The organism is Pectobacterium peruviense (genome assembly GCF_003312355.2).
Lineage (GTDB): Bacteria > Pseudomonadota > Gammaproteobacteria > Enterobacterales > Enterobacteriaceae > Pectobacterium > Pectobacterium peruviense.
In genome coordinates this window covers 2,871,955-2,894,576 of record NZ_CP161826.1, presented here as the reverse complement: position 1 = coordinate 2,894,576, position 22,622 = coordinate 2,871,955, and the positions used below count along the sequence as shown (strand labels likewise).

The 22,622-nt window shown below is 47.8% G+C and carries 22 protein-coding genes and 1 pseudogene; 10 read left to right on the top strand and 13 right to left on the bottom strand.

Going from position 1 to position 22,622, the window contains the following annotated elements; translation table 11 throughout:
* Positions 1 to 21: 21 nt before the first annotated feature.
* Positions 22 to 1,350 (bottom strand): IS4 family transposase, encoded by a 1,329-nt coding sequence (locus DUT67_RS13085; RefSeq protein WP_113628163.1) that lies wholly within the window; start codon positions 1,348 to 1,350, stop codon positions 22 to 24.
* Between the two features lie 179 nt (positions 1,351 to 1,529).
* Positions 1,530 to 1,988, bottom strand: coding sequence for an IS200/IS605 family transposase (gene tnpA, locus DUT67_RS13080; RefSeq protein WP_113625727.1), 459 nt, complete (start codon positions 1,986 to 1,988; stop codon positions 1,530 to 1,532).
* A gap of 785 nt (positions 1,989 to 2,773) precedes the next feature.
* On the opposite strand from tnpA, the pseudogene DUT67_RS13075 reads away from it, so the two are divergent.
* The 3 genes and pseudogenes from DUT67_RS13075 to DUT67_RS13065 all read left to right on the top strand — a co-directional run.
* Positions 2,774 to 3,006 (top strand): annotated as a pseudogene (locus DUT67_RS13075) (helix-turn-helix domain-containing protein); the annotation flags it as partial.
* A 108-nt stretch (positions 3,007 to 3,114) separates the two neighbouring features.
* Positions 3,115 to 4,083 (top strand): DNA-binding protein YbiB, encoded by a 969-nt coding sequence (ybiB, locus tag DUT67_RS13070; protein WP_048260773.1) that lies wholly within the window; start codon positions 3,115 to 3,117, stop codon positions 4,081 to 4,083.
* An 86-nt stretch (positions 4,084 to 4,169) separates the two neighbouring features.
* A complete protein-coding gene (locus DUT67_RS13065) occupies positions 4,170 to 6,035 on the top strand; it encodes a M3 family metallopeptidase (protein WP_048260771.1) in 1,866 nt (621 codons plus the stop codon).
* Between the two features lie 38 nt (positions 6,036 to 6,073).
* Here the strand turns inward: DUT67_RS13065 and glnQ are convergent, their stop codons facing one another.
* The 4 genes from glnQ to dps all read right to left on the bottom strand — a co-directional run bounded on the left by glnQ (position 6,074) and on the right by dps (position 9,139).
* On the bottom strand, positions 6,074 to 6,796 hold the full coding sequence (glnQ, locus tag DUT67_RS13060; protein WP_048260768.1) for a glutamine ABC transporter ATP-binding protein GlnQ: 723 nt from the start codon (positions 6,794 to 6,796) through the stop codon (positions 6,074 to 6,076).
* Positions 6,793 to 7,452, bottom strand: a complete 660-nt coding sequence (gene glnP, locus DUT67_RS13055; protein ID WP_005972676.1) for a glutamine ABC transporter permease GlnP — start codon at positions 7,450 to 7,452, stop codon at positions 6,793 to 6,795. Before glnP ends, glnQ begins: the two co-directional genes overlap by 4 nt.
* Before the next feature lie 26 nt (positions 7,453 to 7,478).
* Complete coding sequence (glnH, locus tag DUT67_RS13050; RefSeq protein ID WP_048260766.1) at positions 7,479 to 8,225, bottom strand: glutamine ABC transporter substrate-binding protein GlnH; 747 nt, start codon at positions 8,223 to 8,225, stop codon at positions 7,479 to 7,481.
* Positions 8,226 to 8,635: 410 nt separating this feature from the next.
* A complete protein-coding gene (gene dps, locus DUT67_RS13045) occupies positions 8,636 to 9,139 on the bottom strand; it encodes a DNA starvation/stationary phase protection protein Dps (RefSeq protein ID WP_005972672.1) in 504 nt (167 codons plus the stop codon).
* 311 nt (positions 9,140 to 9,450) lie between these two features.
* Here dps and DUT67_RS13040 point away from each other — a divergent pair, with 311 nt between their 5' ends.
* Positions 9,451 to 10,002: an adenylate kinase gene (locus tag DUT67_RS13040; RefSeq protein WP_113631827.1), complete on the top strand. Its 552-nt coding sequence runs from the start codon at positions 9,451 to 9,453 to the stop codon at positions 10,000 to 10,002.
* On the opposite strand, the gene rhtA is transcribed toward DUT67_RS13040, so the two are convergent.
* Positions 9,990 to 10,877, bottom strand: a complete 888-nt coding sequence (rhtA, locus tag DUT67_RS13035; protein WP_113631828.1) for a threonine/homoserine exporter RhtA — start codon at positions 10,875 to 10,877, stop codon at positions 9,990 to 9,992. The two genes, DUT67_RS13040 and rhtA, sit on opposite strands and share 13 nt — an antisense overlap.
* A 376-nt stretch (positions 10,878 to 11,253) precedes the next feature.
* Between rhtA and ompX the strand changes: the two genes are divergently transcribed.
* Together ompX and DUT67_RS13025 are read left to right on the top strand one after the other, a co-directional pair.
* On the top strand, positions 11,254 to 11,769 hold the full coding sequence (gene ompX / locus DUT67_RS13030) for an outer membrane protein OmpX (RefSeq protein WP_113625730.1): 516 nt from the start codon (positions 11,254 to 11,256) through the stop codon (positions 11,767 to 11,769).
* A gap of 283 nt (positions 11,770 to 12,052) precedes the next feature.
* Positions 12,053 to 13,222 carry an MFS transporter gene (locus tag DUT67_RS13025; protein ID WP_048260759.1) on the top strand — a complete coding sequence of 390 codons (1,170 nt, stop codon included), beginning with the start codon at positions 12,053 to 12,055 and terminating at the stop codon, positions 13,220 to 13,222.
* A 42-nt stretch (positions 13,223 to 13,264) separates the two neighbouring features.
* On the opposite strand, the gene DUT67_RS13020 is transcribed toward DUT67_RS13025, so the two are convergent.
* On the bottom strand, positions 13,265 to 14,668 hold the full coding sequence (locus DUT67_RS13020) for an EmmdR/YeeO family multidrug/toxin efflux MATE transporter (protein WP_113625732.1): 1,404 nt from the start codon (positions 14,666 to 14,668) through the stop codon (positions 13,265 to 13,267).
* A gap of 392 nt (positions 14,669 to 15,060) precedes the next feature.
* On the opposite strand from DUT67_RS13020, the gene DUT67_RS13015 reads away from it, so the two are divergent.
* The gene (locus tag DUT67_RS13015) at positions 15,061 to 15,597 is read left to right on the top strand and encodes a rhodanese family protein (protein WP_113631829.1); all 537 of its coding nucleotides are present in this window, start codon (positions 15,061 to 15,063) and stop codon (positions 15,595 to 15,597) included.
* Positions 15,598 to 15,655: 58 nt separating this feature from the next.
* Complete coding sequence (locus DUT67_RS13010; protein WP_048260753.1) at positions 15,656 to 15,985, top strand: DHCW motif cupin fold protein; 330 nt, start codon at positions 15,656 to 15,658, stop codon at positions 15,983 to 15,985.
* Between the two features lie 435 nt (positions 15,986 to 16,420).
* Here the strand turns inward: DUT67_RS13010 and DUT67_RS13005 are convergent, their stop codons facing one another.
* The 5 genes from DUT67_RS13005 to DUT67_RS12985 form a co-directional block, all read right to left on the bottom strand.
* Entirely contained in the window at positions 16,421 to 16,780 is a 360-nt protein-coding gene (locus tag DUT67_RS13005; protein ID WP_113631830.1) for a hypothetical protein, read from the bottom strand.
* Between the two features lie 57 nt (positions 16,781 to 16,837).
* Positions 16,838 to 17,077, bottom strand: coding sequence for a type II toxin-antitoxin system RelB/DinJ family antitoxin (locus tag DUT67_RS13000; protein WP_113631831.1), 240 nt, complete (start codon positions 17,075 to 17,077; stop codon positions 16,838 to 16,840).
* Positions 17,078 to 17,123: 46 nt separating this feature from the next.
* Positions 17,124 to 17,408, bottom strand: a complete 285-nt coding sequence (locus DUT67_RS12995; protein ID WP_113631832.1) for a type II toxin-antitoxin system RelE/ParE family toxin — start codon at positions 17,406 to 17,408, stop codon at positions 17,124 to 17,126.
* A complete protein-coding gene (locus DUT67_RS12990) occupies positions 17,398 to 17,643 on the bottom strand; it encodes a CopG family ribbon-helix-helix protein (protein ID WP_012770154.1) in 246 nt (81 codons plus the stop codon). Before DUT67_RS12990 ends, DUT67_RS12995 begins: the two co-directional genes overlap by 11 nt.
* 315 nt (positions 17,644 to 17,958) lie before the next feature.
* Complete coding sequence (locus DUT67_RS12985; protein WP_113631833.1) at positions 17,959 to 18,618, bottom strand: hypothetical protein; 660 nt, start codon at positions 18,616 to 18,618, stop codon at positions 17,959 to 17,961.
* A 599-nt stretch (positions 18,619 to 19,217) separates the two neighbouring features.
* Here DUT67_RS12985 and DUT67_RS12980 point away from each other — a divergent pair.
* Together DUT67_RS12980 and DUT67_RS12975 are read left to right on the top strand one after the other, a co-directional pair.
* Complete coding sequence (locus tag DUT67_RS12980; protein ID WP_113631834.1) at positions 19,218 to 20,075, top strand: HNH endonuclease; 858 nt, start codon at positions 19,218 to 19,220, stop codon at positions 20,073 to 20,075.
* 427 nt (positions 20,076 to 20,502) lie between these two features.
* Positions 20,503 to 21,945: an IS1182 family transposase gene (locus tag DUT67_RS12975; protein WP_113632003.1), complete on the top strand. Its 1,443-nt coding sequence runs from the start codon at positions 20,503 to 20,505 to the stop codon at positions 21,943 to 21,945.
* The last annotated feature ends 677 nt before the right edge of the window (positions 21,946 to 22,622 follow it).

Genomic DNA, 22,622 nt, shown 5'->3' with positions numbered 1-22,622 from the left:
ATAGCCGGTAATGCCAGTCAGTTAAGCAACTGACTGGTTGTTTTTACAAGCTTTTCCGTATTTTTGCGGCCTTTCTTTTACCACTCGGGGGAAGGCCCTTTCCCGCCGCATCGGTAATTTTACCAGTTGACCCAGACTCTCCAGATCGCGCATCAGCTCCGGGATCCGGCCAGGTGAAGCTCCCTGTAAACTCATCAACATTCTCATGACCAACCCGCATGACTCTGAGAAGCTCAGTTGATTTGCCCAATATCCTTTCAACTGACTTGCCATCTTTATCATCTGATACCTCACCAGATTGTAGGCCAGCAGCACGCCCCAGAGTTCCTGCTCCACAAGCGCCGGTTTTTTGCTCCTCAGTGTCAGTCTGCTCAGTAACATCGTCTGCTTTATTTCACGGTATCCCAACTCTATTTCCCACCGATGGCCGTAAAGCTCGACCATTTCTCTACCCGGATAGCGCATGGCGTCTGTCATTGACGTCAGCAGATAATACGTCTTTTCTTTCCGGGTAAACGTCAGCAGCCGCGCCGTTATTTCCCTTTCCAGACCCGACCACTTCTTTCGTGCCTGAGGGCTGGTTTTCAGCTTTACCAGATAATCCCCTTTACCCAGCTTTCTTACCTCCTCGTACTGCGCCCCCTTTTTCAGCGGTATCATCCAGTGTCGATGCCTCCCTGCCTGATTCCAGGCATTCAGCAGGCCCAATGAGTAATAACCTTTATCAAGTAATGTCAATGTGTTATCACCGGTCTGGCTTATCAGTTGTTCAGCCAGCGTACACTCGCTTTCTTTCATTGTGCCGAAGGCGGCTGCCGTTAACAGATGGCTGGTCAGCTCCATCTGACAGACCATCTTTACCTGAGGGTAGAGTCCGGGTTGACCGGCATAGGTCTGACGCGGGAAAGCCGCATCATTCTCCGGCGTATCGGGTGTTCGCCAGACAACCCCATCCACAGCCAGCAGGGTCAGACCGCACCAGTGAGGGTGAGTGGTGGCACCGTGCCACAACTGCGCGGTTTGTGTGAACACACGGCGAACAGCCTCGCTCCCCAGTCTCTGCCGGGCCTGGATAACTGCGCTGGTTGCCACGAAGGGGCGGTCACCCGGCAGCATAATATCAAGGCGGTTAACTATCTGATGAAGCGGCTCTTTGCGCTCCAGCGCCATACCCACAATGCACCAGACCATCATTTCCAGCGGGAGACGGCGTTTACGCAGAGTGACAGTCCCGGACTCTTGAAGACAACGGGAGATGAGCTCCGGGTCAAGAAAGTCACCCAAAGACGTCAGGGGATTACGGGTGGAGTCGTAGCAGGAGACAAGATCAAGAGCCTGAGCAATACGCATAAAAAAATCCGGAAACGAAAGACATTTCCGGATTTTTACACAATGACTGGATCGTTCAACCGATCCTTAACTGATCGGCATTACCGGCATAGCCGGAGGTTTTTCATATGCGCCTATAAGGCTCTCTTACCTGCCGCGCCCTAACAGGCGCATCGCGATCTGACATTTGCATCTATGGATTACTTACCGCCCGTAAACGGGCTGCCGGGATACGGGATCGAGAGTTGCTCACCCATTTTATCCTCTGCCAGTTGGTGCTTTATGTATTCTTGTATCCTGACCGTGTTTTTACCTACCGTATCAACGTAATACCCTCGGCACCAAAACTCCCTGTTACGGTATTTGAACTTCAAATCGCCAAACTGCTCATAAAGCATCAGGCTACTCTTTCCCTTCAGGTACCCCATAAATCCCGAGACACTCATCTTCGGCGGGATTTCCAGAAGCATATGGATGTGATCCACACAGCATTCCGCTTCCAGAATATTCACGTTTTTCCATTCGCACAGCTTTCTTAAAATACTTCCAATCGCTTTGCGTTTTTCCCCGTAGAACACCTGCCTTCGGTACTTCGGCGCAAAAACTATGTGATATTTACAGTTCCATCGCGTGTGCGCTAAGCTCTTTTCGTCCCTCATTGGGACCCCCCTTTTGATTTCTTGTTGAACGTTTGCAGTTGCCAGACCGCAAACTGTTTTAACAAATCAAAAGGGGTTTTTATAACTGGCCCAAAGCTGAAAGCTTTACTGAACCCCCAGCCTAGCTGGGGGTTTTCTGGGCACAACTAGAAGTGCGGCCTTTTCTGGCTGCACTTTTGATATAACCATATTGGCTATTGGCTATTGGCTATTGGCTATTGGCTATTGGCTATTGGTTTTTCAAAAAATATCTATCATTTCTTTCTCTGAGGCTGTGATTAAATCTTCAGGATGAAATTTTGGATCTCTTCCTATGTAAAAAACGTCTCATTTTCAGGGTGAGAAAGTATATCATTCGTTAATTATGAATAAATATTTAATAGCTACCATGTGGAAGCGTAAACTGGCTGTGAATTACCATAATTAAAAATATCAATTAATTTTTTGAGTTTCTATAAAACCTAGTCATCGATCGGGGTTCTGTACTGGCTCTTAGCTACAGTTGTTAGGATTACTCGTCACCACTTGGTTTCCTTTTGGCGAAAGAACTACCGTATATTTTTTTAAAATAATGAGCCCATGATGTTGTTGCTACACTGCTATCAATTGTACCAACGAAATATTTTGTTTATGAGTTAACGATAGAATAATTAAATGAGTTATTTTTAATATTAGTTTATTTAGATGTAACTCTAATTTCAGTGCTGCCTTTAAATCTCATTTGTTTTTATTTAAAGTCTGGTTATGACTACAGTAATGCTATTCTACTGGCGTTTCGTATTTGTGAGCGTGAATTGATTGTCGAACGTACGCGGGCTGGTCTTGATGCCGCTCGGTTGCAGGGGCGCATCGGTGGGCGCAAACGGCTGATGACACAGGATGTACTTTTCCGAGCCGAAGCGATGTTAGCGACAGGTGCTACCCGTCTTCAGGTGGCAAATGTCGTCGGCGTATCAGAAAAACCATCTACAAGTACTTCCCCGCGCGGAGAAATGACAGCGTTTCTGTCATCAATTAAAAGCGGCCTAATAGCAATTTCCTCTGCGCCAGAGTGACCAGAACCTCAGCAAACATGTTATTTTCATTGATAAGTTCTTTACTAGGTCGCCGAAAATGAGAGGCCAGCATGGATTACACCAAAATTATCAAAGAAGTGGGGCGCGGGAAAAATCATGCGCGCGATATCGATCAGGCAACGGCTTATCAACTGTATAGCGCGATGCTGCGCGGTGACGTGCCAGATCTGGAGCTCGGCGGGTTATTGATTGCGTTTCGCATCAAAGGCGAATCCGAGGCTGAGATGTTGGGCTTTTATCAGGCGATGGACGAGCATGTGCTGCGCCTGAATCCACCTGCAGGCTTCCCTATGCCGATCGTGGTTCCGAGCTACAACGGCGCGCGCAAGCAGGCTAACCTGACGCCACTGTTGGCACTGCTGTTGGCAAAACTGGGTTTTCCGGTAGTCGTGCATGGCGTAAGCGACGATCCGACCCGTGTTACCAGTGCTGAAATTTTGCGTAATCTCGGCGTGACGATTGCAGAGAGTGCCGAACAGGCTCAGCGCGAGATTGATAACGGCAGTCCGGTATTTATTCCCGTCTCTGTGCTGTGCCCAGTCATCGATCGTCAGCTACAGTTACGCTGGCGTATGGGGGTACGTAACAGTAGTCATACGCTGGCCAAGGTGGCGACGCCATTTGGTGAAAGCGAGGCGCTGCGCGTCGCTAGCGTGTCCCACCCTGAATACGTTTCCCGTGTGGGGACATTTTTTAATGATATCAATGGGCGCGCGCTTCTGATGCACGGCACTGAAGGGGAGGTTTATGCCAACCCGCAGCGCTGCCCGGAAATCCATTTCATTCATCAGCAACAGACTAACGTGCTGCAACTTCGTCAGGATATCAGCGTTGCACCCGATGCGCTGCCTATTGCCAAGGATGCCGCAACCACGGCGCGTTGGACGGTGCAGTGCCTGACCGGTGAAATTGCTATACCGCAGGCGATTCGTCTGCAACTGGCGTGCTGTCTGGTTGCTGCTGGTGAAGCAGCGACAATGGAACAGGCTGTCGCAACGATTAAGAAGCGCCTTGGCTGATCGGTTTGCCGGGGCGGATTCGGACGCGGATTATCGCGCCACTTCACACAGCCAGACGGCTGTCATTTGAAGAGAGAAGGAATAGCATGCAACAGGTAGCGGACTATTTTAATGCATTGAATCGTGACTATCTCGCGGTCCATCAGACGAAAGAAGAACTGTTTTGGCAACTGTACATGGGAACGGGTAACGATGAGGTGTCTGAGCGTTTCTCCGCCGCAGAGAGTGCGTATAAGCGTTTCATTTCGCAACCGCAGCGTTTGGCCGAACTGCGTGCCCACATTGCAACACTGGAGAACAGCCCGCGTGATGAGCAGCAGGCATTGTTACATGGCTTGCAGGGCTGGTACCGGTTTTTCGACTGTAACGTGATTGAAGATCCGCAGGCTCAGGCGTTGATGGACGAGATTATTGCGGCAGAAAGCGCGCTATACGCTAAGCGTAAATCTTATGAGATGACGCATCTGGATGCTAAGGGCGAACGCGTTTCTGCCTCGCTCGGAGAACTGCTGACCAATCAGGCGACCAATGATACCGAAGCCTATCGTCAGAGTTCTCAGCAGGCGCTACGTTCTCTGGAGCAGTGGTTGTTGCAGAACGGTTTTCCTGAGCTGATTTCACTGCGTAACCGCTTTGCCCGCCAGATGGGCTACCGCAACTATTTTGACTATAAGGTCAACAAGACGGAGCGGATGACGCCGGAGCAGCTTTTTGCCATCCTCGATCCCTTCGAAGAGCAGACCCGTGAAGCGACAGCTCGTAGCCTGAAAAATCTGGCGAATGAAAAGGGGGAAGATGCGCTGCAACCGTGGAATATTCGCTATTCTAGCTCGGGTGATGTGACGCGCCAGCTCGATCCTTATTTCCCATTCTCTGCGTCGCTTGAACATTGGATCAACAGCTTCAAGCGTTTGCGTATCGGGTTTAATGGCGCAGAAATGCAGCTCGATTTGCTGGTGCGCAAAGGTAAATACGAGAATGGTTTTATGCACGGTCCGGTGCCGCCGTTTGTGCAGGAAGGAAAATGGGTTCCTGCGCGGATTAACTTCACCAGTCTGGCAAAACCGGATCAAATTGGCAGCGGTGCCAGCGGTATTAATACGCTGTTCCATGAAGGTGGACACGCCGCGCACTTTGCCAATATTAAGCAGAATGCTCCCTGTTTTTCACAGGAGTTTCCGCCAACGTCGATGGCCTATGCCGAAACACAATCCATGTTCTGCGACAGTTTGTTGGGCGATGCTGATTGGCTAAAACGCTATGCAAAGAATGCGCAAGGAGAGACGATTCCTGACGAATTGATCCGCGCGGATATCAGTACTCAGCAGCCGATGCGAGCCTTCAACGATCGACACATCCTGCTGGTGCCGTATTTTGAGTGGCAGCTCTATTCGTGGGATGACGAGGCGCGTACGCCAGAAGCGATGACAAAACTGGCCCGCGACACCGAGCAGCGTATTTTGGGCACCAGCGGTAGCCCACGTCCAACGTTAGCGATTCCACATCTGCTGTCTATGGAGTCGGCGTGTTCTTATCAAGGCTATCTGCTGGCGCTGATGGCGGTGGAGCAGACGCGGAGCTACTTCCTGCAACGCGATGGCTATTTGACAGACAACCCGGCTATTGGTCCCGATCTGGCGCAGCACTATTGGTTACCGGGTAATAGCGTGAGCCATGACGATACACTGCGTAGTCTGACAGGTGAAGGATTCAATCCCGCCTATCTGGCACAGGCTTGTAACCTGACGGTGGATGAAGCCTGGAAACAGGCGGAAGGCACGATGGCACAGGCCGCTCGTCGTCCTCAGCCTGAAGCAGATTTCGATCTGTCTGCTCGTATCCAGGTCGTCGATGGTAGCCGTGTGCTGGCGGATAATGCGCAGGGTGATGAGAAAATGTGTCAGGATTTTGCCGCGTTTATTGAACGGGAATATCCGCGCTCACCGGTATAAGGCTGAAAAGAACAAGGGGGCGAAAGCCCCCTTGTTGATCAGGATACGTGTTGCAGGAATTCACGCAGGCGATCGCTGGGTGGATTTGTAGTCAGCGTTTCCGGGTCGCCATCTTCTGCGATGCGGCCTTTATCAATAAAGATCAGGCGTGAAGCCACCTTACGCGCAAAGCCTACTTCGTGGGTGACGATCACCATCGTCATGCCTTCCTCGGCCAGATCTTTCATTACGGTCAGCACTTCATGACGCAACTCTGGGTCAAGTGCAGACGTCGGCTCATCAAACAGCATCAGCTTCGGTTTGACTGCCAGCGCACGGGCGATTGCCACACGCTGCTGTTGTCCACCGGAAAGCTCGGAAGGGTAGTGATGCGCGCGTTCTGACAGACCTACTTTCGCCAACAATTCCAGCGCCAGTTTTTCAGCCTCCGCTTTACTCGCACCGCGCACTCGGATCGGGCCGAACGCGACGTTTTCCAACGCGGTAAGATGCGGGAACAGATAAAACTGCTGGAATACCATCCCTGCTTCCTGACGGATCAAACGCTCATCAACGCGAGGGTCGTTCACTTTGAGGCCGTCAACAATCAATTCACCGCTGGTAATCTCTTCCAGCTTATTGATGCAGCGCAGCAGCGTGGATTTACCCGAGCCTGAAGGCCCGATGATAACGACAACTTCACCTTGATTGATAGTGAGATCGATATCGTGTAAGACCTGTGTCTTGCCAAAGTGTTTGGATACGTTTTTAAATTCAATCATATAATCTTAAGTCTTCTTTCCAGACGACGCAGAATAAAGCTGAGAACCAGCGTGATGCACAGGTAAATAATGGCAACCGCAGTCCAGATTTCCAGCGCACGGAAGTTGCCCGCGATGATTTCCTGACCCGAACGCGTGAGTTCAGCCACGCCGATGACAATAAACAGTGAGGTATCTTTGATGCTGATAATCCACTGATTACCCAGCGGCGGCAGCATGCGACGCAGGGCGAGTGGAGCAATCACGTGACGTAACGTCGCGCTACGAGATAGTCCAAGCGCCAGACCCGCTTCACGAAAGCCGTTATGAATTGATAATACCGAACCACGGGTAATTTCCGCGATATAAGCACCAGAGTTAATCATGATGGTAACCACAGCGGCGGCAAAAGGGTCAATCCGCACGGATGTGAAAATCATCGGCAAGGCGAAGTAAATAAACATCACCTGCACAACAATGGGGGTACCGCGAATAATTTCAATAAAAACGAGCGAAATGCGGCTGGAAAACCAGCCGCCGTAGGCGCGGGCAAAACCCGCGACTACGCCAATCACCAGGCCGCCAAGCAGACCCAGAACAGAAATCAACAACGTCATTTTTGCCCCTTCCATCAGGAGGGGCAGAGAAGGCCAAATGGCACTCCAGTCAAACTGCATGGAATATCTCCAGATTAAATCGGCAATTACTTAGGTTCTACGCCAAACCACTTCTTGTAGATCTCAGCATATGTACCGTTTTCACGCAGTGTTTTTAGGGCGCCATTCACTTTTTCACGCAGCTCGTTGCTGCCTTTCGGGAACGCGATGCCGTATTGCTGGGCTTTAATGGAATCACCTACCGCCTTAAACTGGCCGTTGCCTGCGGTTTTGATGAAGTAGAGAATATTTGGTGTGTCGTGCAGCACGGCGTCAGCACGGCTGGTGCCCAGTTCCATATAGGCGTTGTCGATGTTCGGGAACTGGCGCAGATCTTTGGTTTTGATATTGGCTTTCGCGTAATCAACGGAACCCGTGCCGCTCTTCACCGCAACCACTTTACCGGCTAAATCCTGCTCGCCTTTGATATCATTGTTGTCGGCTTTAACCATCACCAGCAGGCCGCTGTCGTAATAACCGTCAGAGAAATCGATTGCTTTTTTACGCTCGTCAGTAATGGTAATGCCTGCGAGCGCCAGATCGATGTTACGTGTCTGCAGGGCCGGAATAATACCGCCGAAGTCCATTGGCTTCAGGGTGTACTTCAGATTGAGCTGTTTAGCGATAGCATCCCAGAGGTCGATGTCAAAACCGACGTACTTGTCGCCTTGCTTGAATTCAAAAGGGACGAAAGCGGTGTCTGTTGCGACAATCAATTCTTTCTCAGCGGCATAGCTGGATACGCTCATCATCAGCGTCAATGCAGCCAAAGAGGCCTTAAGTAGTGATTTCATCAAATCCTTCCTATTTAGCAGTTGTGGGAGCTTTTTGTTTTACAGGCGTTTTAAGCATAGTACGAAAGTGACACCCATTAGAACATTAGGTCAATTATCATGCGTTGTGCTTAACCTGTTGTTTTTATTTTATTACCCTGCAGGCGGTGAAATTTTCATCTCCGATTCGCCCAGGCAAGGCGCTGTTATGATTAACTGATTTATACGAGGGAAACAACCGTTGATTAGCGTTATGGCCAATTAATGGAGGCAAAAGCTAATTTTTTGAGCGTCTTAACGGATAAAATGCGTGGTTTGTGCGGATAGCACGAAAAAAGAGGGCGGCTTGAGTGTGTTTCTCGATAAATAAAAAGGCCGCCTAAGCAGCCTTAAATGCGTTCGTTGGAACTCACGCGGGAAGATAGTATCGATTATTCGATGTTGGATTCAATGAACCACAGGAACTGATCCAGATCGCGTGATGCTGCGGTCAGAATGTCCGCAGAGGCTTCATCTTCCGTTTTACCAATGGCCTTGCGTACATTGTTCGCGACAATCGCATAACGTTCTGCCAGCGCTTTCAGGTGATCCTGAACGCTATGGATCGTGGTTGGGTAACTTTTCAGCGAAGTTTGTTTACCCACAATTTGCACGGTACCCAGTGCGATACCACCTATCTGCACGACGCGCTCGGCGATGGTGTCCTGGTGGTCAATAATCGAGGTGCGGAAGCCATCCAGCATTTCATGAACGGCGATAAAGTTTGCACCGCGCATGTTCCAATGTGCCTGCTTGGTAATCAACGACAGGTCGATAAAATCAACAACCAGTTGGTTTAACAGCGCGATCGTCGAGGTCTTAACGCTATCGTCCAAATCATTGCGAGTGTAAAGCAGTTCGGACGGTGCTGATTTCACGAGTTTGGCGGTAGACATAATAGTTATCCTCTTTTTAATTTCATAACTTGACTGTTCAACGTGACTAATTATAGCAGTGGTAAAAATTAATATTGCAAAGAATCACCTATCAAATGGATAGCTATAGCATAACGATATTGTGGTTATTTGTGGTCAGGATTTATCCGATATCAATAATGTGAAAATGATGATGTAAGAAAATATTTTATATTGTCCAGCAACACAACCTCACATCTTGATAAACATCATTACTGCTTAGGTGAAAATAGTTATTATTCTCTAGTTTTATCTTAAAGCATATTATGTGTTATTAAAGGGCGTTATGAATAATGAAAATCAATATTATTGGTACCAGCGGAAGTGGGAAATCTACGCTCGCTCGTCGTTTGTCTGGAAAGTTGTATGCGCCCTACGTTGAAATGGATGCGTTGTTTTGGCTGAGTGGCTGGCAAGGAAGAACGGATGCCGATTTCTTTCAACGACTTGAAAGCGCATTGGAACCAGACAGTTGGGTGCTGGATGGCAACTATAATCGAACGCGCGATATTAAATGGCGCAATGTTGATGTCGTGATTTGGGTCGATTACTGCTTTACCCGTACGCTTTTTCAGGCGGTAAGACGCGCCTATCTTCGTGCATGGCGCAAAGAGGAACTCTGGAGTGGTACCGGTAATAAAGAATCTTTTCTCCGCAGTTTCTTTAGTCGAAATTCGGTTATCCTCTGGACAATAAAAACGTATTCAGGAAATCGAAAACGGTATTTGGCAGATTTAGCTGACCCCCGCTATCGCCATATTCGCTTTATTACGCTACGTTCTCCTCGGGAATGTGAAACCTTTCTGCAACACTTTCCCAAGGAAATACGTACTCATTCTGCTTGAGTTGCCGCTTTGACCGCGCCCGCTGGTTTTATTGTCAGTGTTGCGCCTATTGACGCGATGATAATAAACATAAGCGCCATCCACTGTATAAATGCCAGATGCTCACCGAGGAAAAGGATCCCGGATAGGGCGGCAATAGCGGGCTCCATGCTCATCAGCGTGCTGAACGTTCTGGCGGGCAGACGGGTTAAGGCGACCATTTCCAGAGAGTAGGGGAGCGCGGTGGACAGGATGGCGACGGCAATGCCGAGTGGGAGTATTGAGAACGAGAACAGCGTGCTCTCCGCGTAATACGCACCGATAGGGCAGAAGATCAGCGCAGCAATACAGGACCCGACGGCGACGGTGCCTGGCCCATGGCTTGCACCTGCTTTTTGTCCAAACAGAATATAGAGCGCCCAACAAGCACCCGCACCCACGGCGCAAGCGGCACCCGTTAAATCAACGTTGCCGATATTGTGGCCTAGCGGCAATAAGAACCACAACCCGGCAACGGCCAGAAAAACCCATAGAAAATCAACAGGTCTGCGTGAGGCTAACATAGCAACGGCAAGTGGGCCGGTGAATTCCAATGCAACAGCAATGCCGAGTGGCACCGTCTGCAATGAAAGGTAGAACAGAAAGTTCATGCCACCCAGCGTAATGCCATAAACCAGCAGCGGCAGGCGGTTGCTGCTAAAGCGCATGCGCCACGGTTTGAAGATGATGCACAGAATGATCGTCCCGATTCCCAGACGCAATGCCGTGACGCCAGTGGCCCCGATGAGCGGAAACAAGCTTTTGGCCAGAGCGGCGCCGCTTTGGATAGAAAGCATCGAGATAACGATGAGCAATACAGGGACGAATGATGACGAACGGTGGGAAAATAAGGTCATTCTTTTGGCCTTAAAACAGGTATAACATTCCGTTGCTATTATATCCAATTGTAAACAATTTGTCTGATATGAATTGACTTTTATTGACCTTTATTTACGCATCATTTAACTGACGTGTTTCTGCTCAATACTATTAGCGTACAAACTGAGCGGGAAATTCAGAATCGTCTGTTTTAGCACCCTATGGTGAATTTATTTTTAATCTAACTGTCACGATAAAAAGTTCAATATAATTATAGTGATAGATTGATTTTGACAATATTTGTTACATCTAAAGGCTGTTTGATAAATATTTATAGGGCGGCAAACTCCGAACTTCTTTGTTATATTTACTGCGTTAGTTAGTCTTTCATAAAATGAATTTGAGGCTGTAAATATGAAAAAAATCGCGTGTCTTTCCGCTCTGGCTTGTGTATTAGCCGTTGGCGCAGGTTCTGCATTTGCTGGTCAAAGTACTGTAACTGCAGGCTATGCTCAAGGTGATGCTCAGGGCGTACAAAATAAAGTTAAAGGCTTTAACCTGAAATATCGTTATGAGCAAGATAATAACCCACTGGGCGTTATTAGCTCATTCACTTACCTGGAAAAAAATGGTAGTGATGGTAGCGACTACACCAAAGGCCAATACATGGGCTTCACTGCTGGTCCTGCTTACCGTCTGAATGACTGGGCAAGCCTGTACGGTGTTATTGGTCTTAGCCACGGTAAAGTAACAAACAACGATACCAGCGGCCAGAGCAACTCCAGCAATGACGATTATGGCTTCACCTATGGTGCTGGTGTTCAGTTCAACCCAATCCAGGATGTTGCTCTGGATGTTGGTTACGAACAAAGCCGTATCCGCAGTGTTGATGTTGGTGCCTGGGCTGTTGGCGTAGGTTACCGCTTCTAATCTAACCCGATAGGGTATTTTACCCTTGGTGTTAGCTGTGTCGAAAGAATCCGCTCTTTTTAGGGCGGATTTTTTTATGGCTGTTCATCTCAGCCAACAACGAATTCCACCAGTAATTTATCTGGTCGCTTTCCAAGTGCTCGATATCCAGTTGCGGTTGCTGGCATAGGCAAATGCATGCTGTATCAGTCTGTCATCATATTTTATCTTGACGTTAAGATTCTTTATGTGAAGATAATGATAATTAGATAGCAGTGACTTGCTTAAGTTATTGAGGTTATACATGGTAGTGACATCAACGGCCCGCACGCGGGCTTTTCTGTTCTTCACAATTATTCTATTGGGACTGAATTTACGGCCTGTACTGGCGGGCATTGGCCCGTTGCTGAATCAGATTCAGGCTGCAACGGGTCTGGATGACAGCATGGCAGGTATGTTAACCACACTTCCTGTGTTCGCTATGGGGTGGTGTGCGCTATATGGCGGTCAGTTGCAGGCGCGCCTTGGAGAATATCGGGGAATCACGCTGGGTATCGTGGTGATTGCTCTGGCATGTAGTGCCCGCTGGTGGCTGAATAGTGGCATTGCTCTGTTAGTTAGCGCGGCGCTTGCAGGGATCGGGATTGCCTTGATTCAGGCGCTGGTACCATCGTTTATCAAACTCCACTTTGGTCGCCATAGCAGCCTCCTTATGGGCTTTTATACTACGGCGATTATGACTGGGGCGGCGTTTGCGGCTTCCTCGGTTTCTCCGCTGGCAAACGCATGGGGCTGGCAAAGTGCGCTGGCATGCTGGGGAATTGTGGCGTTGGTTGCGGCAGTGGCCTGGCGATGTATCCCTAAAGTGTATACGGCGAAGCAGGATGCGACGATCGTCTTAGCCACGCGTAGAAGCGGAATGGACTGGCTGCTGATGGTGTTCTTCGGCATTGGGACGGGGGCGTATACTCTGGTGCTAGCATGGCTGCCGCCGTATTACATGCAACTGGGATTAGATGCGACGCAAAGCGGCCTGATGTTGGGCGGATTAACGCTGACGGAGGTGATTTCTGGCCTGCTGGTGTCAACGTTCATCAACCGTTTTCCCGATCGACGCAAACTGCTGCTTCCTATTTTGTTTGTGATGCTGGTGGGTATGATTGGGCTGATTGTGGCTCCGCTGACGTTTACGTATCCCATCATTATTATGCTGGGAATTGGGATTGGGGCGCTATTCCCCCTGTCACTAATCGTGGCGTTGGATCAGGTGACTGAGCCACATAAAACCGGTTCGTTAATGGGCTTTGTACAAGGTGGTGGCTATATCCTCGCTAGCCTTATGCCGTTACTCGCTGGGTTTATACGCCAGCATACGGCAGGTCTGGAACAAGCTTGGATGATTATGACCGTTGGCGTGGTCGTGTTGATTATCATGGCGACCCGCTTTGCTCCGTTGAAGAGCCTGAGTCGCTAAGTTATATATTTTTGCCGTAAGCGAGCGGTTTTCCGCTCGCTATCATTGGTCCGTCGGTGAGCGATAACGCCATAGCCAGCGCCCGCTCATCAGGCGGCGGTAATAGAAAAATCCGCGTACAATCCAGTCAAAGAACATCCCCATCCACACGCCGATTACGCCAAATCCGAGCATCACACCGAGGATGTACCCCGCGATAACCCGGCATCCCCACATACCCGCCATCGCCACCCACATGGTGTAACTGGCGTCCTTCGCGCCTTTTAACCCTGCGGGGAGCACCCAGGATGCCGCCCAGATTGGCATAAATAGTGCATTGAGCCACAGAAGGTGTTTGGCCACGTCGATCACTTCCTGCTCATTGGTGTAAAACGACGCCAAGAAACTGGCGCTGGGAACCGACAGTATGGCAAGAACGCACAGCCCAATATTGGACAGCCAGAAAATATGCTTCAACTGTCGGGTGGACTGCATAATCTGGCCTTTCCCCAATCGTGTGCCAACGATGATCGTGGCAGCTGCACCGAGTGAATTACCAGGAAGGTTAATCAGCGTTGAGATGGAGAAAGCAATAAAATTGCCAGCAATCACTTCGGTCCCCATGCCTGCTACAAAGCGCTGAGTGATGAGCTTACCGATGTTAAACATCACAGATTCAATGCTAGCGGGAATCCCAATACTGAGTACTTCATAGAGAATCGACACAGTAAAAGGTGCAAAGTAAGACTTAAAGGGAATACGCAACGCACCGTTAAAACCATGCATTAGCGTCAGGATCACAAGGATCGCCCCAATATAGCGTGAAATGGTAATACCAATACCGGCACCAATAAAACCGAGGCCATCCCAGGAAAATGCGCCGTAAATCAGTAGGCTACTGATGGCAATATTAAGAATATTCATCCCAATATTGATGACCATGGGCAACTTGGTATTACCCGCGCCACGGAGCGCGCCGCAGCCGACTAGCGCAATGGCGACAGCCGGATATCCCCACACTGTCCATCGAAGAAACGTCAGGGCAAGTGCTTTAACCTGTTCATCGGCCTGTCCTGCAATCAGATCGATAATCGCGGAACCGGCGAATTCAACCAGAGCAACTAACAGAAATGATGACAGGACGAGCAATGACATCGATTGGCGAGCGGCAGAACGTGCCTGCTTTCTATTGCGCTGTCCCAGACTGAAAGCGACGACAACGGCAGTCCCCAAGGCGACCGCAGTAAAGAAGGCGATAATCACCATATTGAAGCTGTCAGCCAGGCCAACGGCTGCCATAGCCTCTTTCCCGAGCCAACTGACCAGGAAGGTGCTGAAAACCCCCATTAGCACGACGCAGAGACCTTCAATAAAGATAGGGAAGGCTAGCGGTGAAATTTCTCTCCAGAAGAGAACGCGGTTGGAGTAACGCTTTTTATACCAGTCTGTATCTTTTAATTTTTTCATGAAACGGTCTTGGATAGATCTCAAGTTTCCCAATCGGCACGGTAAACAGAACCACAAGGTGGCTCGCAAATAGCATTATTTTTGTACGATACTTATTTATACAGTGACTTATCCATACCATTACTGATCGGTGTTGCACGATCTCGGCAGCATGGCTGTTTTTTAAAATAGCGTTCCTATTTACAGAGTATCAGCCGCCAAATTGATGTCCAGCTTGGATTGCTCTTCCCGCATGGAAAGTTGTTGCACGTGGGCATTATTTAATTTAGATTTTACTTAATTAGGTTTATCTAAATTATAGGTGACGCGCATACAAACTGCGATGCTACCTTCCTTATCGACTGAACACCGTATTATGACGGGTTTCAGCGGCTCAAAAGAGGATCACGATCATGTCAACACCACTTGCTATTTCGCCCGTTCAGGCTCGAAAGCTGCTAGATGAAGGCGCGATACTCATCGATATTCGCCAGCCGGAAGAGTATGCCCGCGAGCACATTGCGCAAGCGAGATTGCACCCGCTGAATTCCTCCGCTGGATATTCCCTTCCCGAAGAGGAGAGGAAAGGGAAGGTTGTGATTTTTCATTGTTTGTCTGGCATGCGTTCAGAACAGAATGCTGAGATTTTGGTGAAGTCCGTGTTTCCAGCAACAGTTTTTTTACTTAATGGTGGAATGACTGCCTGGAAAAAGGCAGGTTTCCCAACAGAAATCAATAATAAACAACCAATTGAATTAATGCGGCAGGTTCAAATCGCCGCTGGTGTACTTATTCTGAGTGGTGTATTACTGGGTTACAGCGTAAACAGCACGTTCTTCTTGCTCTCTGGTTTTGTGGGGGCAGGGTTACTGTTTGCTGGAATGACAGGTTTTTGCGGCATGGCAAGGTTGTTAATGAAAATGCCGTGGAACCGTAGTGCCAAACACTGATTTGCCGGGATAGTAAGCGGAGTGTTAACCAACAGCGTTAAAGAATAGGGGCAGTAACATGGACATGAATAACATTCCGTTTGGTACGACTGATTGGTCGCAAATAGAACCCACTGAGCATAAGGGGGAGTCGGGGATAGCGTATTGGCGGACCCAGCGCTTTGATAATATTCGGGTCCGAATTGTCGAATACACGCCTGGTTATCTGGCCGATCATTGGTGCTCAAAGGGGCATGTCCTGCTATGCCTTGAGGGAGAACTTCATACGGAATTAGATGATGGCCGTGTTTTTGTTCTCAAACCGGGAATGAGCTATCAAGTTGCGGATAACGCTGAAGCCCATCGCTCCTACACCGAAACGGGCGCTAAACTATTTGTTGTCGATTGATGTCATTCTTAAGCGTCTGAACTGGGTCTATGCGGATTGCTGGCGTGTCAGTTCCGCTGACGACCCAGCAACATAAAACCCGCTATCTTCAATAATTGCGTATAAGCCTAGTGTTAATCAGTCAGTATGCCGTTGTCGTCTAAAACACCGATAGTCGTTCCGTGATAATCGATTTTTTTCATTCTTTCGGTTCCTTCCGTCAGTGGTTTTACCATTCTCTTACCATTGGCAAATTGAAGACGAAAAAAACCAACCGTAAGAGGTTGGTTTTTCTGGGATTATTTGGTCGCACGAGAGAAGTTGAATTTTTTATTCAATATTATGATTTTTAGATGATTTGTGTTTTTGATTTTTACATCATAGTCCCAACTGTAGTCCCATAGAGAAAAGTCAGTTTAAAAATGGCTATGTCTCGCCCGTTGTATACGCTGGTTTTTAGCGCTGGATGCGTTGTAAATTTAATTTTGCTTTACGGCGTTCCAATACCATCATTTTTCGGGTGTGTTGCCATAGAATCCCATCGAGCAACATAAATTCACGCCACTCGGCTGTACCCAAAGAAAGCGATCTGTGCATCAACTCGCCAACACGTTCAGCAAGGAGCAGGTTTCTTACACGTAGCAATTGCAACTGCGTAAATCGCTCATTATCACCCGCCAAGGGAAAGAATGCCTGACGACTGCGTTCCCCATGTTTCTCTGCATTGGTGTTACCTATGGGAGCGCCTGCGCCGGTACGTTTCCCGCCCCAGCCGGACAATCTTGATTGTTGGTTGTGTTTTTTGTTGTCTTTCATGGCTGCGTGGCGGTTAGTCGGTGGATGTTCGTTCGTTAAAATCCAAAAAGTAAAACACTAAAGATCACCCAGCGTCATGCGTACTGGTTTGGGGTTGCGAAGACGTTCACGGACAACTTCAACTAACTCTACGTCTTCATCATTGAGTAACGTTTGTTTAAATGGGAGTCTTTCATTTTCAGCAATGTATTCCAACGTAAGGCGCAATGCCTCAGAAGGCGTAATACCCAGTTTCTTCAGTGCTGCATAAGAGCGCCTTTTAAGATCGTCATCGATATGGAAAGTAACATTACCCATCATATTCACCTGTGTACTTAGGTTTACTTTTGTGAAGGTTCGTTGTTCACCATTTTGCGGGTAAACGACTGTGCGTATGAAAGACTCGCAGAATCTGGAGCATATTACCTTTCACACGGTAGGGGATGATGTAGGGATAGGGTGTTAACACTAGCTCACGCGTTCCTGGCACACGGCCTGGCCTTCCCATTGCTGGCTGTTGCGGTAGTAATTCCGTTAATCTTTGGACTTCATCTACGAACTGGCTGGCAGCCTGTGGATCGTCTTGCGCGATATAGAGGTATTCGGCTTCCAAATTGGCCGCGGCTTTACGCAGCCATTTAATTTCCATGTCTTGCCGTACCTAATTTTCTAAACAGGTTATTCATTTCATCGGATGAGACAAAATCACCCGCATCGGCCTCTTTTATAGCTTGCTCGATCTCTGCTATCTGCCAGGCTTCCCGCGCAAGGTAGTCTTCAATAGCTTGTCCAGCCAGAAAAGAGCGTGTACGTCCCGTGGCCTTAGCCAGCGCATCAAGTTGCGCGGTTGTCTCATCATTTAAGCGAACGGACATGACGCCCATACTGCTACCTCACTACATTGTGTGTTTTGTATACATTGTAGTAGTGTGAGAAGAGAGAGGCAAGTGGCTACTCAATGGTCGCCGGAATGTCGTTCTCTGTGCTGGTGTGAATTACTGACCAGCGAGTAGCGGATGTCATGTGTAATTTATAGGGGCTGTCATAAGCTAATCTGAGTAGTGGGAAACGGAAACACCAGTACCTGATGTCCAGATAAATCTGGGGCATCAGGTATGCAAAAAAGAAAGGAGGACCTAGGGGAGGCCGAGGGTTAAAATCAGATGAAAGCCTGCATTAGGCGCGAATAACTCAAAGGATTAGTCAGAAAAAAGTCGAGCATAGTTGATAACCCTCGACATAGTCATCTGCTGACCATTATCTCCATTTGCCTTTGGAGCTTGGTCATCTGGTTTCTTCTGCGGCTGTCCCGCTTTAGAGAGCGAGGCTGCCGGGTTGAGCTGGGCATTCTGTCTCATACTCATTATCTCTAAGTACCTATTGTGAATTACCTTTAATGTTTCTTGTAAGTTTAAGCAGTATCGACTCTTAGCAAAATCATTAACCAAGGGAATGTTATTGAATTCTATTCCGTTGCGACCCCAGATTGCTCTATACACTTTTCCGCCAGAGAACGGATCTCGCCTGTACGCATATCGTACAGCACTTGAAATTTTACACCTAATCGATGACGCTGAAAACCCTTTATGGCGTCTCTTTTTTCTGAGTTTTTTTTCAGTATAGTAGACGCATTCAGCAGCAAACATCCCTCCAGACGAACCTAAATCATAGGCGACCGACTTACATCTGACCTGAACCATGGGGGGCGCGTACATATCGAGCATGATACCACCTGTACTTTTATCAAGTACGACCATGCCGAAGAAAAAATCATCCACATCCATGTACAAACTCATCAGGCTGGCGTATTGATCGGCGGTTATCACTTTCAGTTGAAGCGCTTGCATGAGTGCTATCATGGGATGATCTCCACACATAAAAGAGATAGCCTCGCGCTCCCTGAAGTTGATGTGGATTGCTTTCTTTTCAAGAACATCTCTTCGCAGATGCCCATCGGAAGACCATTTCCCATCACATGCAGCAAATTCGCATTCACGGTATATCGTTGTTGTCATATGAAAAGCTGGATTATTGAAATCGCTGTGAATATAACACAGTTAATGTCCCTTCAGCCAAATGAGGCCTGGAATAAAATGCACAGATAGGCCTATAAATGTTCGCACCAGCATAAGTGAGTTCACCGGACGCTTATGCTACAGCGTTGGTTAATACACCTAGGAGTTAAACTTCCGTTTCTGGCACATTGCTAACCGCCGCGACCAGCGGCAAACGACCCGAAGCAGGCGGCTTTCGAGGAAACGTTAGGAATGCAGTCGCATGGACAAGATATTAGAGAGTTGATGTGCCCCAAATGATATGACCGCAAGCAGTAGCGATGTCATTTTAGTGGCGCTAAGGGCTATTTTTGCATAATTTAGATGCGTAGTGGACTGAGTCAAGGCCAGCATAGGCCTGTCGACGAAGCGATTTAAGTTTGATATGTAGAGTCGGAGTATAAATGTCAATTCCTGATGGCATAGCTGCCAAAATACTTGTTAAGTCAGCTAGACATTGCTGCATTTGCAGAAGATTTTCACCATTGCAAATTCAAATACACCATATTGTCGAGCAGAGCGATGGTGGATCGAATGATGAAGATAACTTAATACCAATTTGTATTTTGTGTCACTCCTCTGTTCATGCAAAAACTCACATGACCAAAGGGTTTAGCAGGGCAGAATTAAAAGGGCATCGCGAAGCTGTGTACGATATGGTGGAAAAAGGGAAGTTACCTTTGCAGCCTCAGATAACTGGCGGTGAAATGCACGCGCTATCGGCAGTTATCATTGAAACTTTGAAAGCCGAGGGTAAGAGTAAGGACCTTTCTGAGCGTGCAACAGAGATTTTATTGGCGGTAGCATGTGAGGAAAGCCCAGCAGTAATAGAACGTACTGATGGGGGGCTTTTTATCAAGGCCGGCGGTCAGCGTTTTTTCTTTGATTCGAAGGAAGCAAAGCAATACCCTGAAGAGCTATTTGAACTTGCGCACGCTGGTTTTATGAGCCTTGACGGAGAAACATCAAGTATAACGGATGCTGGCCTTGCTCATGTACAGAAGCTCGTAAAAACAACCGCCAAATATATAGAGAAAAAAGTCAAATGCATGAAGTGCAGTCTGCACTTTACGATTTTTTCTTGGGATCCCGCGGGGCATCGAGCAGATACTCTTCATTGTCCAGAATGCGGGCAGTCTGAGGGGGTGTTTATAGTTTGGGCTCAGCAGAAGTTTGGCTTTATTTCTCAGGAAGTTCCGGGGAACTCATCTCCATGGGACGTTGGTGATCTCACCAAGTTGGCGCACAACAACGACTCTTAACTTTTTGATTTGTTCCAGATCACTCCCTTTGCTTTAGTTTTTTTGGACGAGGGGAGGATTTAAATGTCTTTCTTAGAATTTATTCTTGCTCTCAAATTTGTTGTGTTCGAAATGGACACTTTCGCAAATATAATATTGGCAGTCGTTAGGTTGCTGGGCACGACGTAATTGTGTTTGAAATCTATTAAACCTGACGTCTGAATGACCGTTTTGGCTTGAAAACTGCCCAGTTTCGATAGTCCGCTCGGGGGCGAAAATTGCCACTAGCCAGTGTCTGTAACTGACACAGGCTGTGTGAAAACTGCTGATCACTTTTTGGTCTAAAAGCAGTGACTTAATATGATCAACCATTCTTGATAAATCCATGCTGAAACCAACTTTATCTATTAAAATTAGAAGCATACGATTACATATTGCGGGTGTAGATATGACGCATCACATTAAAGGCCAGGGTAGACATCAAGCGACTTTGCTCCCTGAGGTGCTGGATGATTTTGTCACTGAAGATAACCCCGTCAGAGTAGTGGATGTATTTGTAGAGGGATTACAGCTTGATTCTCTTGGTTTTGAGAGAGTTAATGCGAAGCAGACCGGACGACCTGGATATCATCCCGCAACCCTGTTGAAACTGTACATTTATGGATATCTGAACCGCATTCAGTCCTCCCGCAGATTAGAGAAAGAAACCCATCGGAACGTGGGGCTGATGTGGTTACTTGAACGATTAACGCCTGATTTTAAAACCATTGCCGACTTCAGAAAAAACAATAATAAAGGTATCAAAAACTCCTGCCGAGCCTTTATTGACCTGTGTCGGCAGATGCAAATGTTCACCGATGTGGTTGTTGCCATAGACGGCAGCAAGTTCAAGGCGGTAAACAGCAAATCGAACAACTTCACACCCCAGAAAACAAAAGGTCATATCGAAAGGGTTGAGCAAAGTATCGCGCTATACCTGAACAAACTTGATGAGGCTGACAAGACTGCTGAGTCTGAAATAATCGCAGATTTGACAGCGACGAAGCTGGCATGGTTGCAAAAGCGTTTAGAAGAGTTAAAACAAATCCAGCGGGTCGTGGAGCAGCACCCTGATAAACAATTATCGCTGACAGATCCTGATTCTCGGTTGATGAAAGTAAATAATGTCAACCGTCAGGTTAGTTATAACGTACAGACTGCCGTTGATGCCAAAAATCACCTGATTGTTGCGCATGAGGTGACGAATACACCAGACCGTGGACAGCTAACTGCTGTGACAAAATTAGCGCAAGATGCTGTTGGAAAAGCAGATATTACTGTCTTAGCTGATAAAGGCTATTACAGCCGGGGTGATATCAAAGCAGCTCAGGATTTAGGTGCCGTAGCCTTAGTACCAAAAGGTGATACCTCTGGCGCAGATCGCAAAGGTCTTTTTAATCGCTCATTGTTCAAGTATGACCAAGAAAAAGACATTTATATTTGCCCAGCGGTTAGTGAGCTTCAGAACAGGTTTACAGTAGTCGAAGATGGGTTGGAACTGCAAATGTACTTTAACCATATCGCCTGCCGAGATTGTAGCCAGAGGTCAAGGTGTACCACATCAAAACGAGATCCGAGACGAATAAGACGCTGGGTTCATGAAGCCGAAATGGAAGATATGCAGACCAGGCTTGATGCATCGCCACAAACAGCTGTCGTGCGAAAGCAAACGGTAGAGCATCCGTTCGGGACAATTAAAATGTGGATGGGAGCAACTCACTTGCTGATGCGACGATTTAAAAACGTGAGCACAGAAATCAGTCTGCATGTGCTGGCTTATAACCTGAAAAGGATGATGTCGATCTTGGGTACTGAAGGATTGGCCATTAAGCTGCGAGAGCAATATAATTAGCGGGTGTAACCGCTTTAGCCCCTGATAACTCCCCCGATAACACCCAAAGCCAGGTTTTAAAAGCACCAAACCGCCCTCGAACAAAAATTATCCTGAATACAGCCATCATGATGAATATTCTTGCACATCAGGCCGGAGATAGTACCCAGATACTGCAAACACGAGTTTTCACACAGCCTAGACACATAGCAGACCGCCGCGCCGACTGCGCAAAAAACCATAGCATTTCGATACATGCGTACCGACCAAAAAATTGATTTCAAATTGAATAAAATGAGGTGTGGCGCGGGTTGCAGCGAGGTACGCAGTTCGCACAGCAATGCGTACAACTGCGTACCAAACTGCGAACCACATTGCGAATTTTTCCGTAACCGCTCAGTTTCGTTTTGCGCACTTTCTTGCTGGTAATGGTTTAACCCGTCATGATTTTTGTGTGCGCAAATTCTTATAGATAAGCCAAAGTGGGTCGGTTCGGTAGGTTCAGTCGGTTCACGTAGTCAACTTATTGATAGATAAGATGATTATTTTCATAATTGAACCGACCTATGGGTAGGTTCACGCGGTGTGAAAGTCGGTTCATCAAGCCAGCCAGAAAAGGGGCGTTTGGTCAGGTCGGTTCAAAATGGCTAAAGTCGGTTCAGGGTCGGTTCACTATTCAAATAAAAATAATGTTAAAT

Excerpts from the sequence above, each read along its gene's own strand:
- DUT67_RS13085 (WP_113628163.1), bottom strand. The coding sequence starts at position 1,350 with ATGCGTATTGCTCAGGCTCTTGATCTTGTCTCCTGCTACGACTCCACC.
- tnpA (WP_113625727.1), bottom strand. The coding sequence starts at position 1,988 with ATGAGGGACGAAAAGAGCTTAGCGCACACGCGATGGAACTGTAAATAT.
- ybiB (WP_048260773.1), top strand. The coding sequence starts at position 3,115 with ATGGATTACACCAAAATTATCAAAGAAGTGGGGCGCGGGAAAAATCAT.
- DUT67_RS13065 (WP_048260771.1), top strand. The coding sequence starts at position 4,170 with ATGCAACAGGTAGCGGACTATTTTAATGCATTGAATCGTGACTATCTC.
- glnQ (WP_048260768.1), bottom strand. The coding sequence starts at position 6,796 with ATGATTGAATTTAAAAACGTATCCAAACACTTTGGCAAGACACAGGTC.
- glnP (WP_005972676.1), bottom strand. The coding sequence starts at position 7,452 with ATGCAGTTTGACTGGAGTGCCATTTGGCCTTCTCTGCCCCTCCTGATG.
- glnH (WP_048260766.1), bottom strand. The coding sequence starts at position 8,225 with ATGAAATCACTACTTAAGGCCTCTTTGGCTGCATTGACGCTGATGATG.
- dps (WP_005972672.1), bottom strand. The coding sequence starts at position 9,139 with ATGTCTACCGCCAAACTCGTGAAATCAGCACCGTCCGAACTGCTTTAC.
- DUT67_RS13040 (WP_113631827.1), top strand. The coding sequence starts at position 9,451 with ATGAAAATCAATATTATTGGTACCAGCGGAAGTGGGAAATCTACGCTC.
- rhtA (WP_113631828.1), bottom strand. The coding sequence starts at position 10,877 with ATGACCTTATTTTCCCACCGTTCGTCATCATTCGTCCCTGTATTGCTC.
- ompX (WP_113625730.1), top strand. The coding sequence starts at position 11,254 with ATGAAAAAAATCGCGTGTCTTTCCGCTCTGGCTTGTGTATTAGCCGTT.
- DUT67_RS13025 (WP_048260759.1), top strand. The coding sequence starts at position 12,053 with ATGGTAGTGACATCAACGGCCCGCACGCGGGCTTTTCTGTTCTTCACA.
- DUT67_RS13020 (WP_113625732.1), bottom strand. The coding sequence starts at position 14,668 with ATGAAAAAATTAAAAGATACAGACTGGTATAAAAAGCGTTACTCCAAC.
- DUT67_RS13015 (WP_113631829.1), top strand. The coding sequence starts at position 15,061 with ATGTCAACACCACTTGCTATTTCGCCCGTTCAGGCTCGAAAGCTGCTA.
- DUT67_RS13010 (WP_048260753.1), top strand. The coding sequence starts at position 15,656 with ATGGACATGAATAACATTCCGTTTGGTACGACTGATTGGTCGCAAATA.
- DUT67_RS13005 (WP_113631830.1), bottom strand. The coding sequence starts at position 16,780 with ATGAAAGACAACAAAAAACACAACCAACAATCAAGATTGTCCGGCTGG.
- DUT67_RS13000 (WP_113631831.1), bottom strand. The coding sequence starts at position 17,077 with ATGGGTAATGTTACTTTCCATATCGATGACGATCTTAAAAGGCGCTCT.
- DUT67_RS12995 (WP_113631832.1), bottom strand. The coding sequence starts at position 17,408 with ATGGAAATTAAATGGCTGCGTAAAGCCGCGGCCAATTTGGAAGCCGAA.
- DUT67_RS12990 (WP_012770154.1), bottom strand. The coding sequence starts at position 17,643 with ATGGGCGTCATGTCCGTTCGCTTAAATGATGAGACAACCGCGCAACTT.
- DUT67_RS12985 (WP_113631833.1), bottom strand. The coding sequence starts at position 18,618 with ATGATAGCACTCATGCAAGCGCTTCAACTGAAAGTGATAACCGCCGAT.
- DUT67_RS12980 (WP_113631834.1), top strand. The coding sequence starts at position 19,218 with ATGTCAATTCCTGATGGCATAGCTGCCAAAATACTTGTTAAGTCAGCT.
- DUT67_RS12975 (WP_113632003.1), top strand. The coding sequence starts at position 20,503 with ATGACGCATCACATTAAAGGCCAGGGTAGACATCAAGCGACTTTGCTC.